Raw genomic sequence first — 12,656 nt, forward strand, 5'->3', positions numbered from 1 at the left:
GACCGAGGAGTACGCCCCGGCGGACGAACCAGTGCCGTCCTGAGCTAAGGCTAGCCTAACCAAGCCCGTGGCCGTAAGGGAAGCCTCACCTTGGTCGCATCCCGGACGCCCAGGTCACCGCACATTCAGCGGGTGTAGTGCTTCGCCTACTACCCGGAGTCCGTGCTGGGAAACGCCGCCGCACAATCGATGGACATCGGTGAATTGTCAAGCGGTGTGTCGAAAACATGCCACTTGCGTGTGTGTCCAGGCACGGAACGTGAAACTTATAGCCCCGGCCACGAGGAAGCTGATGACTACCTCACCCCTCGAACGGGCTGCCGACTCCTTCGCGGCCGAACTTGCCCGGCAACGGACCGGGCGCGGGCTGTCCAAGAAGCAACTGGCCGTCCTGATGGGGTTCGACCCGTCCTACGTGAGCCACGTCGAGGGGCGTCGGCACCGCCCGACCGAGGACTTCGCCCGCCGCGCGGAGGCCGTCCTGGAGGCCAGCGGCGCGATCTGGCAGCGCTTCCGCGAGTACGACGACCTTCGGCACGCCCGGACAGGTCAACCGCACCGCGAGCCGTACCTGCCCGGCCAGTGGCTGCCACCCGGCACCGGGCTGGTCGTGGAAAGGGAGCTGGCCACCCTCAGCCACGCCGACGACGGTTACCGGTGCGTCATCCACCGTGAGCTCTACAACGCCGGCACCGAGCCGGTCACCCGCTACCTGGTCCGGGTCGCCGTCGACCGCTACCCGAACGACCCGGGCCGCTCCAACCGGCACCACCGGGACCATCCCCTCACCTTCGCCGAGTTGCAGATACAGGCCCGACGAGACGACGGCGGCGGCGACCCGGAGCCGATGCACTGGCGAGCCAAGCACGATCGGGACGCGTTCAAGGAGATCTGGCTGCTCTTCGAGAACGGGGAGCGACGCTTCCCCCTCTACCCGGGAGACCGGGCCACCATCGAGTACGCGTACAGCGTCGGGCACGAGAAGTGGGGCCCCTGGTTCCAGCGGGCCGTCCGACTGCCCACCCGCCAGCTCGCCGTACGTCTGGATCTGCCCGCGGCCCTCGACCCGCAGGTCTGGGGCGTGGAGACCTCGCTCAGCGCGGAGGAGGGCCCGCTTCGGACGGCACCACACCGTCGCGACGAGGGCGATCGGGTGATCTACGACTGGCAGACCGACGACCCCCCGCTGAACGCCCGCTACCGGATGCAGTGGCGGTTCCGTGCCCGCCCGGACACCGAACCGGACATCGGCCCCGGCGGCGCCCGGGTCCGACCCAGCGACCGGATGCGCGGCCTCGGCATCGTGCAACGCGGAGACGACCTGCTCCGCCAACGGGCCCGCCCGTTCGACCTGCCTGGGGAGGACCATGTCGCCCGGGACGTGGTCGACCGGCTCGTCATGGCCCTGGCCCGGCTCGACGAGCTGCACCCGTTCAGCAAGGGCGTTGGTGTCGCCGCTCCGCAGTTCGGCATCGGCCGCGCGGCGGCCGTGGTGCGGCCCCCCGACCGGTCGGCGGAGCCGGTCGTGCTGCTCAACCCGCGGGTGGTCGACGCCGACCCGGAGACCGACGAGCAGTACGAGGGCTGCCTCTCCTTCTTCGACCACCGAGGTCTGGTGCCCCGGCCGCTACGCCTGGACGTGGAACACGCCCAGTGGGACGGCAGCCGAATCATCACGTCGTTCGAATTCGGCATGGCCCGGCTGGTCGCACACGAGATCGACCACCTGGAGGGCCGGCTCTACGTCGACCGGATGGCACCCGGCGTGCCCCTGGTGCCGGTGGAGGAGTACCGGGAGACCGGGCACCCCTGGCGCTACTGAGCAGGAAGGGACCGGGGCGCGTGCCCCAGGGGGCAGGGGCACGCGCCCCGGTGTGGGGGGAGGAACGTCTAGAGGTCGCCGAAGGTGTCGTAGCGGATGTTCGGCGGCGGCACGTTGTCGGCGGCCAGCACCCGCAGAGTGGACCGGACCATCCGGGCGGCACCGGAGACGAAGCAGTCGTGCGTGGTCCACGGGCCGTACCGGGCCACCACCTCGGGGATCTCGCCCTGCTCGCCGTCGAAGTCCGGATCCTCACTGCACGCCGCGGTGACCGACAACCACGGGTGCGCGGCCACCAACTCCTGCAACCCGTCCAGCCCGTACAGGTCGGCCGCCTGCCGGGCACCGTAGAAGACGTGCACCCACCGGGTCCGGTTGAAGGTGGCCAACTCCTCCACCAGCGCCTTGATCGGCGCCAGCCCGACGCCGCCGGCCACGCAGAGGATGTCCCGCTCCGAGGCGCGGTCCAGGGTCATCGACCCCATCGGGGCCGCCACCCGGAGCAGGTCGCCCGGCCGTACCCGCCGCACCAAGGCACCGGACAACCAGCCGGCCCCCGGAGACCGCACATGGAACTCCAGCACGTTGTCGTCGTTCGGGGCGTTCGCCACCGAGTAGTTACGCCACACCCGGGGGTGGTAGCGGGGCGCCTCGAGGCTCACGTACTGCCCCGCCTGCCACCGCAGTGGGTACTGCAACGCCCGGCAGGTCAGCACGGCGGTGTCCGGGCCGTACCGCTCGTGGGTCAGCACCTCGGCGTGCCAGAACGGCGGGTCGTCGTCGGCCGCCGCGCCGGCCACCATCAGGGCGGCGATCGCCGCGTACGCCTCCCGCCACGCCTGGTCGTACTCCAGGTTCCAGCCGTCGCCCGCGGTGCTGCGCAGCGCGTCCAGCAACGCGACACCCATCGTGGCGTAGTGCTGCTCGTCGACGTGGTACTTGCGGTGGTCGCGGCCCAACGCCCGGAGGAACTCGTCGAAGCTCTCCGGGTCGTCGACGGTGTGGATCGCCGCGATGATCGCTTCGAGTAGGCGGTCACCCTGGCCGGTCATCTGCACCGGGAAGAGCTGCCGCAGGGCGGGGTCGAGCAGGAACACTCGGGCGTAGAAGTGTTCGGTCAGCCGGACCCGGTCGTCCTCGACCAGGGTCCAACTCTCCTTCAGCAACCGCGCGAGGTTGTCCACGAACGCTCCTTCTCCAGACGGCAACGGATCGGGCGCTCATAGAATCTCCACGGAGAGTGTCTACTGGTCGCACAGAATGTGCGATCGGCTCATGGTGGCCGGTCGGCCATGTCAAGCCCACCGGACGTCGGGCAGAGTGGTGCGGTGACAGTTGAGCTGACCCGCCCGGTGTCCCGCCGACTGCTGGGCACCGAGACGCTGCTGGTCCTCGGCCTTTCCCTCGGCCAGTCCGCGATCTACGCGGTGGTCTCGATCATCGCGAAGCTGACCGCCGACGGTCCGCTCTCCAAGCAGACCGCCTCGCTGAACACCTCGGCGTCGGCCCGCCCCTGGCTGGACCTCACCTACCAGCTGCTCGGCATCGTGTTCGCGCTGCTGCCGGTGCTGCTCGCCGTACACCTGCTCAGTCGTGACCCCGGCGACCCGGCGCGGACCCTCGGCCTGGACGCCCGGCGGCCCGGTCAGGACGTGGCGCGCGGCGCAGGCCTGGCGGCGCTCATCGGCCTACCCGGGTTGGCGCTGTTCTGGGTGGCGGCCCACCTGGGTCTCAACGCCACGCTGGTGCCGGCCGCGCTGCCGGACCTCTGGTGGACGGTCCCGGTGCTGATCCTCGCCGCTGTGCAGAACGCCGTGCTGGAAGAGGTGATCGTGGTCGGCTACCTGGTCACCCGGCTGCGTCAGCTCCAGTGGCGGCTGGCCGCGATCATCGCGACCAGCGCGCTGCTGCGCGGCTCCTACCACCTCTACCAGGGCTTCGGAGCGTTCGTCGGCAACGCGATCATGGGCGTGGTGTTCAGCCTCTTCTACCTGCGCACCCGGCGGGTGATGCCGCTGATCATCGCGCACACCCTGCTCGACGTGTTCGCCTTCGTCGGCTACGCGCTGCTGCCCCGGGAGTGGTTCGACTGGCTCTGAGCGGTCAGCGCCGCCCCGGTCGGTAGACGGCCACCGCTCGGGCCGCGAGCCGGTCGGCCGCAGCCGCGTCACCCAAGGCCGCCGCGAGCACCGCCGCGCCCGGCAGCAACCGGGCCACCAGCCGCAACGCCACCCAACCACCGGCCTGCGCCGTGAGCGGCGCGGCCAACCGCCAGGCCGCCTCCGCCGCGCGCGGCCAGGCACCCTCGACCGGGTCACCCGCGCTCTCGGCGGCGGCCAGGGCCGCCGCCGCGCTCGCCCGATCCGGGTGCACCTGGGTCAGCACCAGCAGGTCGACGGCCCGGTCCGGGTGCGTCGGATCCTTGCCGTACGCCGCGGCCAGGTGCAGCACCAGCTCCGAGTGCGTCCACAGCACCGCCGCCAACTCGGCCACCGGCGCGAAGAAGCCGGCCAGCGCTGCGGTCGCCCCACCCGCACCCGCCGAGCGGACGAACCGCCGGACCGCCAGCCGGGCCAGGCCGTCCGCCGAGGCGTCCGGATACCTGTCGCGCAACCCCGCGGCCCATTCGGCCGCGCCAGGCCCGAGCGCCCGTACCGCGGCCAGAGCCAACAGCTCCGGTGCGAAGCCAGGGTGGTCGAGCACGCGCGCGGCGACCGCGCGCAGCTCCGATTCCGGGGTACGCGCCAGAGCCAGCTTAGCCTGCGGCTCGGCGGGTTCCGCCGGGGTCAGCTGCTGCTCGGCGAGTGCCGTCTGCGGCCTGACCACGGGTTCGGGGGCGAGCTTCGTCGGCGGGATGCTCTTGGTCGGCGGAGTGCTCTTTCGTGGGGAGGCCGCGCGCCTGGTGGTCTTTGCGGCTCTGGCCGGTGCCGTTGGCGTGCTGGCGCTCGCCTCGCCGGTGGCACTCGCGGCTGTGGCCTGCGGTTCGGTAGCGGTCTGCGCTTCGGTGGTGCTCGCGGTCTTGGCGGGCTGCGGTTCGGTAGCGGGCTGCGCTTCAGTGGTGCTCGCGGCCTCGGTCGGGCTCGTAGCCTTGGTGCTCGCGGTCGTGGCGGTGCTCGCGGCCCTGGTAGGGCTCGCGGTCGTGGTGCTACTCCCCGCCTTGGTGGGTTTTGTGGCGCGCTTGCGGGACGCCGGTGTGGCCGGGGTCACCTCGGTGGCCGGGTCGGCCGCCTGCCGATAGTCAGCCCTGCGAACAGGGGCGGTCCGAGCCTTCGGCGGTGTCGGTGCGAGGCCGGTTGCTGGGCTCGGTTGGTCGCCGGTCGGCTGCTCCGAGTGCGCCGGCTGCTCCGCGCTGGTGTCGGTGGTCAGTTCGGCCGGCGCGCGCCGAGGCTGTCGAGGCAGGGGGCGATCCGGCTCGGGTGGTTGAAAGAGCACCGCCGGGGCAGCCTTGGCCCGTCGAGGACGCTGGCTCGCGGGAGCCGCAGCCGGCGACACCGCCAACTCGGGCTCCACCGTCTCGGTGGGTTCCTCGGCCACGACCGGCGGCGTGAAGGTGGCCCGTGGAGAGCGTCGACGCGCTCGTTCAGCAGGCTCTCGACGGGTCGACTCGCTGGGCGGCTGCTCCTGCATATCGATGGAGCGTAGTCCCGATCACGCCGGCGCACAGCGGGGAAACACGGGGGCGGACGGGCCTCGGTGGGCGTACCCCGGAAGTCGTTTTGCTCCCGGTGGGTGGTGACCTGTATCCTCGGGCGCGGTGGTCTGAGGATCACCGGGGAGACTTCGCCTAGTCTGGTCTATGGCGCCGCACTGCTAATGCGGTTGGGGTCTTAAAGCCCCTCCCGGGTTCGAATCCCGGAGTCTCCGCGCGAAAGCCGGGTGTGTATGCTGGCTGAGCACGAGCGCCCGTAGCTCAATGGATAGAGCATCTGACTACGGATCAGAAGGTTAGGGGTTCGAGTCCCTTCGGGCGCACAGCGGTTCAACAGGGAAGATAGCCAGTTGGCTATCTTCCCTGTTGTCGTTTGCGCCTGCAGTCGGGCGCGCAGTTCGGTGATCTCGATGTGCCGTGAGGTTGGTGCTGCCAGGAGTGGTCGAGCCGTGTCGCAGCACGCCTGACCGATGACGCCCATCCTTCAGAAGGCTTCGCCCCTGTCGTCCGCGACCGGCAGGGTCTGCAGCTGCCCGACGACTTCGGCCGGCTCCGGAGTCACACTCCGGAGCCGGCGGAAGTCCTGCTGGGACAGGCCTTTGAGATCAGCCCAAGAATTGCCAGGTCTGATTCGCAGCGGGCGGGCTGGCGCACGCGAACTGAGCAGCCAACGCGCCGTTAGCGGTACTTGCCCCCGAGATTCCCAAGCACAGTCCGCTTCCGCGGTTCTGGAGTCGGAACCAGGTCTGCGTGCTGTCGGTCCACAGAACCTTCCAGTCCTGGTTGTAACCGGAGCCCGGGGCGGCGATGATCGCCGCCGCTCCGGAGGCAGTGCTGCCCCCGTTGATTCCCATGTTCCGGGTTGGGGCCGCAGAGTAATTCTGCAGACTGATCCAACTACCATCGTTCACGATGTACCACCGCTGTATGCCGCTGCCAGCGTCGGACTGCTGAACGACGTTCGTCCCGACGGCAGAGCTGCCGTTCTGCGGCTGCAGCATCTTGAGGGATTTCCTGTTTTGCAGCTTGAAAGGGTTGGCAGCGGCGGTGAAGTCCGCACTCGATGGTGCCACGCCGGCCGTTGAACCAGCACTGTCGGGTCCCGCATGGGCGGCGACCGGCATGATTACGGTTGCGATTGCGGTTGCTGCGGTCATGGTCGCAGCAATCGCAGCTTTACTGACACTTCTACGCATGGCTCTCTCCCCGTGTGTCGCTACTCAGCTTGCTGTAATTGATCCGATCGAGACTGCCAGACCGTGTAACGCCCGGCTGTCTTGGAGGACAAAGAGATCGTTGATTTCCGTCCAGCATGATCAAGGAGCGATCGTGGGCGGGTCGTGGACGACGCCGCTCCGCGCTGGACGACGGTTCGACAAAACAGAACCAACCTGTTCAGCCGGACCGGACAAGCGGGGCTCAACTAGAAGGTGGTGAAAGACCACGTCTGGTTGATGGCGTTTCCGCAGGCATAAATGGCGGCCCTCGCGCCGGCGGCGGTGCTGGCACCGTCGATTCCCAGACACATTGAGGTGTTCTTGCGGTTCCTGAGATAGAAGAACGTGTCGTCGATTTGCGATACGACCCAGTCTTGGTCGAAGCTTGAGGAGGGGTTGACGATGACCGCGGACGTATTGGAGGCGGTGCTGGCACCCGAGGTTCCCAAGTTCCGGACGACGCCGTAATTCTGAAGGGTGACGTAGCCGGAGTCGTTGACCAGGACCCAGCCCTGCAGAGAACTGCTGCTGGCGTTCTGCTGGCGGACGGCGGCGTTGTTGGCGGTGCTGCTGGCCTGCAGGAATTTGGAGGACTTCTTGTTTCTCACCCCAAACGGGACTGCGGCCAGCGGCTTCGACGGGGACATGACCGATGAAATCGGTATCGCTGCCCGGTCATCGGCCTCTGCATGGGCGGCTGCCGGGCTAACGGCAACCGCCAGCGCTGCGGTCACAGCCGCCGAAACTGCCGTCCTCACTACTCTGTTACGCACAGTCACTCCTCCCCGTAGTCACTCGGTTGCCCCGAGCGATCGCTGAGGACGAGAGTGTCAGATGTCTTGCGTGGGGCGCAATAGGCATTCATGGATGCGTTGTTCTGATCATCAGAACGCTTGCTGGTTCGTCAAGATGGAGGATCCGGTGGCGCAGTGGCTGCCGTTCGCCTGCCTCGCCGGCTTCACCGCAGGTGCGCATCGGTAGCATTTTCCCTGCTGATCGTCGCCGGGCACGCCTCCGATGCGCCGGTCTTAAAGTGGTCGCCGCCGCACCGGCACCCCAGCTCACTTCGGCGCAAACTCTTCGCCGTGGGGCTTGATTGCAACCGCCAGGCTCGGCAAGATACGTCACTAGGTCGACACCCGGCGTACACAGAGAGTGCATCCAACCTGGAGTGTCGGGAGTGGCACGCCGCCTCCGCTGGCATCGCGGCACACCCGAATGGTTGGGCCAGCGTGATAACGTGCCTCGATGAGTTCCACATCCAAGGACGCTGCGGTTGGGCATGTCGACCGAGTTGCCGACTACTACGACGACAACACCCGTCGCTTTCTGTTGGTTGCCGAAAGCCCAGGCAGCGACGCTATCCACCGCGGGGTGTGGATGCCTGGTGTCGCGACTGTGGCGGAGGCGGCGGATACTGTCAACCGCCTGATAATCGAGCGATTGCGCGGGCACGTGCCTGCCGAAAGCGCAAGGTTGCTGGACCTTGGCTGCGGCGTCGGGGCGACCATGGTTCGTCTGGCCCGCGAGATGGACGGAACCATATCAGGTGTGACCATCAGTCGGGTGCAGGCCGAGATTGCTGCAAAACGGTTCGCTCGTGAAGGATTGACCGAACGCTGTCAAGCGATCTGTGCCGACTTCGCTGAGCTGCCCGCAGAGCCGCACTACGACGCCATGGTCGCCGTTGAGGCAGTCGTACACTCGCCATCTCTGGAGAAACTGATCCCGTCTCTGGTGGAGAGGCTACGTCCTGGAGGTCGACTTATCCTGTGCGACGACTGGATTACCGACAAAGATCACGGCCTTGCCGCCCGTGATCGTTGTTTGGATCAGTTTCGCGCCGGTTGGCGGATCGGCAGTCTGCACACCATAGCTGAACTGGCTGCCATGTCGGAGAAAGCTGGTCTCCGCATCGTGGAGGACTTGGATCTCACGTCGTACCTGCGCCTCGGTCGTCCTCGCGATCGCGTGATCAATCTAGTTGTGGGCGCCACGTCTGTGGTTCCACGGCTTCGCAACCGTCTTGTGGAGATGCCGTTCTGGGCCAACATGCTTGGCGGATCGGCGTTACAACATGGGTTGTCGCGACGCTGGCTGGAGTACCGCCTGATCGTTCTTGAGAAGGCATAGACCCTCTCGCGCATCTGATGCGTGGAACTACGTTCTTGAGTAGCGTGTCGTCACGCCCGGCGCGAGATGAGTACGTGTGCGGATGGCAGGCGCTGCTACGGCGACCAGAATTCCCTCCATGCGAACGCGAATCATGATCGCTCTGGCCGCAGTTGGCCTGGGTGGGCTCTTGGCCACCACCGGTTGCTCGTTCCAGGAGGACATCTGCGCTGGTGGTGAGTATCCGGCGATCGCGGTGGGCGGGCAGGGCGGCAGCGCCTGCTTCCCGGATGGGCAGGAGCCGACCCCGCCGTACGTCCGCTACCCGGAGGGCAAGATCCCGCAGCACGTCGACGACGAGTGGGACGTGTACTGGCGTACCCACGGCATCGACGAGAACAACAAAATCATCGACACCTGAGCCGCTCACCCAGAGGATCGTCGTTCGGCAGGAGAGCGGCGGTTCGGGTCCCTGTGGTCGTTCCGCGGACAGCAGCCGGTCCCGCCGCAGGCCCGATCTTCTTGATCGAACCTGGGCGGGACCGGATTGCCTGTCTCGTGCTACCTCACTACCCGCCTGATCGGATGATCAGCCGAAGCAGTTGGGCACCGGCGGTGAGCTGGGGGTGCAGTTCGTGGGCCGGTTGCCGCTGATGGCGGTCTTCTGGTCCACGGTGACCTGGCCGCCGTCGTTGAAGATGCCGCCGGGTGCCAGGGTGGAGATGTTGTCGGTGACCTTGCTTTCGGTGAGGGTGAGTGTGGCGTTGTTGTAGATGCCGCCGCCCTGGGAGCTGGAGCCGATGGCCCGGTTCCGGTCGACGTGCGTGCGCCGCAGGACGACGGTGCCGCTGCCGTTGTAGATGCCACCGCCGCGTTCGATGGTGCTGTTCGTGCTGGCGACGTTCTCGCTGATGGAGCTTTCCTCGGCCACGAACTGGTTGATCTGGTTGAAGACGCCGCCGCCCCGTTGGCCGGCTTCGTTGTGGTGGACCTTGCCGTGCCTGAGGTGGAAGACGCCGTCGGAGAAGATTCCGCCGCCTTCGCTGCCGGCACGGTTGTCGTTGACCTCGACGTTCTTGACCTCGGTGGTGGAGTTGATGCCGCCGCGGATGGCACCGCCCCGGAAGCCGGCGGTGTTGTTGTCCAGATGGACGTTCTCGAGCACTGCGGTGCTGCTGTTCGACAGCCCGCCACCGGCGCCACCGATGGGCAGGATGTTGACGACCCCGATCGTGTTGTTGTAACTCAACCGGGTGTTCTGCACCGTGAGGTTGCCGTTGTTGAAGATGCCTCCGCCGTCGAACACGGCGCTGTTGTTGCTGATGGCGCTGCCGTCGTCCCTCTTGCCGTCCCGGTCCTTGCCGCCGTCCCGGTCCTTGTCGTGGCTGTTCCCGCCGAGGATTCTCGTGACGCCGAAGTTGGCGATACCACCACCCGGGCCGTTCGTGTGGTTGTAGACCACGTTGGTGTTCTCGATGGTGGCCCGGCCGCCGACGTCGATCCGGATGCCGCCGCCGCCTTGCCCGAGCCCGCCGTCGGCCAGGCCGCCCTTGATGGTGGCGTCGCGGAGCGTCAGGTCGCCGCCGGTTCCGACCTCCAGGATCCGGAACGGTGTGGCGTTGGCCGCGCGGACGATCGTGGATCCGTTGCCGTCGATCACGACCTGCTGGGTGATGATCGGCAGGCCGACCGCACCGTAGGGCACCGGCGGCTGGGGCGCGGACCTGTTGAGCGTGTAGGTGCACTTCTCGGCGAGCCGGAGCTTCGCCCCGGAGTTGGCGTTCGCGTGGACGATCGCCGCGATCAGCTCGTCGGAGTTGCAGGGTACGGACCGGAAGTCGTCGCCCCGGCCGTCCCGATGGTCGTCGTCCTTCTTGTGGTCCTTGCCGTCACGACCACCCTGGTCCTTGCCGTCACGACCGCCCCGGTCCTGGCCGCCGCGGTCGTCGCCGCTGCCTCGGCTGCCGTCGGCGAGGACCTGACTTCCGGCATTCGAGGGAGCGCCTGCGTTCTTTCCGGCCGCTCCGCTCACCCCCGCCGGGGTGAAGGCGGCCAGACCGACCACGCCGGTCAACCCGGCCACTCCGGCGACGAGCCAGCGCGCCCGCCGCCTCCTTGACAACGGGGCTTGAGCTGCCGCTACGTCGCTCATCTTCGGGTGTGTGGATAGTTGGACATCGAGCTACCTAGCCCTTCTCCGGACACCAGGTTCCGCACGCCGCATCAGGTGCAGAGGGCGACAAATCGGTTGTCGCCGCCAAGGCGAAGGTAGTCGAATGATCTTCACGTCATAGGTGCTTATGCGAAAAAAGCCTACATTCGGTGTACGCGTCACCCGCGCCCCACGAGCACCTCCCGCCCCATCCGGCATGGCCCACTCGTCTTCCATGAAGTCGGTGCGTCCCAGACACCCCGACTTGATGGATGCGGAGTCGATCGGTCGACCACGGGCGGCAGGCGGCGCGACAGCGTGGGGCGGCCGGCGACGCAGGACACACGCCGCCGCCACGTCGGCCAGGGGTGCCCGGGTTGCCGGCGCTTGACGTGGGCCGGATCAGCGACAAGAATTTACAGGAATCGCTGTTAGCGTTAACAATCCGTCCCAGTGCTGCGGCGGCATCGTCATGTCGGTGCGGCGACGGTCGCGACGGCGTGACCCCTCGGTCAGCACTACCACTGCAGGGGAGAAATCTATGCGAACCAGGGCAAGATGGCTCGCGGCTACCGCCGCGCTCGGTGTCGTCCTCGCCGGGGTGCTGACCTCGACCGGCCCGGCCAGCGCCGAATCCAACGGCGGGGTACGGGTGATGCCTCTCGGTGACTCCATCACCGAGGGCACGCAGGTGCCGGGCGGCTACCGCATCGGGCTCTGGCAGCGACTGGTCAGCGGGCGGTACACGGTGGACTTCGTCGGGTCGCAGTTCAACGGGCCTGCCAGCCTGGGTGACCACGACCACCAGGGGCATCCTGGATGGCGCATCGACCAGATCGACGCGAACATCGTCGGCTGGCTGAACACGCAACGGCCGCAGACCGTTCTGCTGCACATCGGCACCAACGACATCCTGCAGAACTACAACGTGAGCACCGCGCCGAACCGGCTCTCCACCCTGATCGACCGAATCACCACCACGGCTCCCAACGCGGAGGTGTTCGTCGCGCAGATCATCCCGCTCTCCAACAGCAACCAGAACGCGGCCGCCCGCACGTTCAACGCGGCGATCCCCGGCATCGTGCAGAGCAAGGTGAACGCCGGCAAGCGGGTACGGCTGGTCGACATGCACAGCGCACTCACCACCGCCGACCTGATCGACGGCGTCCACCCAACGGCCGGCGGTTACGACAAGATGGCCGCCCGCTGGTACAGCGCCCTGCAGTCGGTGCCTGGCAGCATCGGCGAGCCGGGCAGCGGCGGCGGGCAGCAGACCACCGCGATCGTTGGTGCCCTCTCCGGTCGCTGCGTCGACGTCCCCGGCTCTTCCACCACCAACGGCACCCAGGTGCAGTTGTGGGACTGTCACGGCCGCACCAACCAGCAGTGGACCTACACGAGCAGCAGGACGCTGACCGTGTACGGCAACAAGTGCCTCGACGCCGCCGGCTACGGCACCTCGCCGGGCACCCTGGTCACCATCTACGACTGCCACGGCGGAACGAACCAGCAGTGGAACGTCAACGCCAACGGCACCATCACCGGCGTGCAGTCCGGCCTCTGCCTCGACCCGTACAACGTGGGTACGGGCAACGGCACCAAGCTCGTCCTCTGGACCTGCACCGGCCAGACCAACCAGCAGTGGAGTCGCCGATAGCTCGTACGGTCGCGGCGGGTGGTCGGATCGCGGTGATCCGACCACCG

At 67.6% G+C, this 12,656-nt stretch carries 10 protein-coding genes and 2 tRNA genes; 7 read left to right on the forward strand and 5 right to left on the reverse strand.

The genetic code is table 11. The annotated features are described in order from the left end of the window. Positions 1-292: 292 nt before the first annotated feature. Positions 293-1,822, forward strand: coding sequence for a peptide deformylase (locus tag ACZ6NZ_RS05185; protein ID WP_465855820.1), 1,530 nt, complete (start codon positions 293-295; stop codon positions 1,820-1,822). Positions 1,823-1,890: 68 nt separating this feature from the next. Here ACZ6NZ_RS05185 and ACZ6NZ_RS05190 read toward each other — a convergent pair whose 3' ends face one another. Beyond that, positions 1,891-3,006 carry a globin domain-containing protein gene (locus tag ACZ6NZ_RS05190; protein ID WP_366610218.1) on the reverse strand — a complete coding sequence of 372 codons (1,116 nt, stop codon included), beginning with the start codon at positions 3,004-3,006 and terminating at the stop codon, positions 1,891-1,893. A 144-nt stretch (positions 3,007-3,150) separates the two neighbouring features. Here ACZ6NZ_RS05190 and ACZ6NZ_RS05195 point away from each other — a divergent pair, with 144 nt between their 5' ends. Next, a complete protein-coding gene (locus tag ACZ6NZ_RS05195; protein ID WP_465855823.1) occupies positions 3,151-3,921 on the forward strand; it encodes a CPBP family intramembrane glutamic endopeptidase in 771 nt (256 codons plus the stop codon). Positions 3,922-3,925: 4 nt separating this feature from the next. Here the strand turns inward: ACZ6NZ_RS05195 and ACZ6NZ_RS05200 are convergent, their stop codons facing one another. Beyond that, a complete protein-coding gene (locus tag ACZ6NZ_RS05200) occupies positions 3,926-5,356 on the reverse strand; it encodes a hypothetical protein (RefSeq protein ID WP_465855830.1) in 1,431 nt (476 codons plus the stop codon). Between the two features lie 239 nt (positions 5,357-5,595). Between ACZ6NZ_RS05200 and ACZ6NZ_RS05205 the strand changes: the two genes are divergently transcribed. Together ACZ6NZ_RS05205 and ACZ6NZ_RS05210 are read left to right on the forward strand one after the other, a co-directional pair. Beyond that, positions 5,596-5,686 (forward strand) — tRNA-Ser (locus ACZ6NZ_RS05205). Between the two features lie 35 nt (positions 5,687-5,721). Next, positions 5,722-5,794: transfer RNA gene (locus ACZ6NZ_RS05210), tRNA-Arg, on the forward strand. 282 nt (positions 5,795-6,076) lie between these two features. Here ACZ6NZ_RS05210 and ACZ6NZ_RS05215 read toward each other — a convergent pair. Continuing rightward, a complete protein-coding gene (locus ACZ6NZ_RS05215; protein ID WP_366610222.1) occupies positions 6,077-6,667 on the reverse strand; it encodes an RICIN domain-containing protein in 591 nt (196 codons plus the stop codon). Positions 6,668-6,894: 227 nt separating this feature from the next. Then, entirely contained in the window at positions 6,895-7,422 is a 528-nt protein-coding gene (locus ACZ6NZ_RS05220) for an RICIN domain-containing protein (RefSeq protein ID WP_465855833.1), read from the reverse strand. Positions 7,423-7,936: 514 nt separating this feature from the next. On the opposite strand from ACZ6NZ_RS05220, the gene ACZ6NZ_RS05225 reads away from it, so the two are divergent. Next, a complete protein-coding gene (locus ACZ6NZ_RS05225; RefSeq protein WP_465855835.1) occupies positions 7,937-8,821 on the forward strand; it encodes a class I SAM-dependent methyltransferase in 885 nt (294 codons plus the stop codon). Positions 8,822-8,939: 118 nt separating this feature from the next. Beyond that, a complete protein-coding gene (locus ACZ6NZ_RS05230; protein ID WP_465855837.1) occupies positions 8,940-9,221 on the forward strand; it encodes an SCO0607 family lipoprotein in 282 nt (93 codons plus the stop codon). Positions 9,222-9,389: 168 nt separating this feature from the next. Here the strand turns inward: ACZ6NZ_RS05230 and ACZ6NZ_RS05235 are convergent, their stop codons facing one another. Further along, positions 9,390-10,952 (reverse strand): hypothetical protein, encoded by a 1,563-nt coding sequence (locus ACZ6NZ_RS05235; protein ID WP_465855839.1) that lies wholly within the window; start codon positions 10,950-10,952, stop codon positions 9,390-9,392. A gap of 541 nt (positions 10,953-11,493) precedes the next feature. Here ACZ6NZ_RS05235 and ACZ6NZ_RS05240 point away from each other — a divergent pair. Further along, positions 11,494-12,609 carry a ricin-type beta-trefoil lectin domain protein gene (locus tag ACZ6NZ_RS05240; protein ID WP_465855841.1) on the forward strand — a complete coding sequence of 372 codons (1,116 nt, stop codon included), beginning with the start codon at positions 11,494-11,496 and terminating at the stop codon, positions 12,607-12,609. Positions 12,610-12,656 lie beyond the last annotated feature (47 nt).

Source organism: Micromonospora sp. NPDC047756 (assembly GCF_055587245.1).

Excerpts from the sequence above, each read along its gene's own strand:
- ACZ6NZ_RS05185 (WP_465855820.1), top strand. The coding sequence starts at position 293 with ATGACTACCTCACCCCTCGAACGGGCTGCCGACTCCTTCGCGGCCGAA.
- ACZ6NZ_RS05240 (WP_465855841.1), top strand. The coding sequence starts at position 11,494 with ATGCGAACCAGGGCAAGATGGCTCGCGGCTACCGCCGCGCTCGGTGTC.
- ACZ6NZ_RS05215 (WP_366610222.1), bottom strand. The coding sequence starts at position 6,667 with ATGCGTAGAAGTGTCAGTAAAGCTGCGATTGCTGCGACCATGACCGCA.
- ACZ6NZ_RS05235 (WP_465855839.1), bottom strand. The coding sequence starts at position 10,952 with ATGAGCGACGTAGCGGCAGCTCAAGCCCCGTTGTCAAGGAGGCGGCGG.
- ACZ6NZ_RS05230 (WP_465855837.1), top strand. The coding sequence starts at position 8,940 with ATGCGAACGCGAATCATGATCGCTCTGGCCGCAGTTGGCCTGGGTGGG.
- ACZ6NZ_RS05225 (WP_465855835.1), top strand. The coding sequence starts at position 7,937 with ATGAGTTCCACATCCAAGGACGCTGCGGTTGGGCATGTCGACCGAGTT.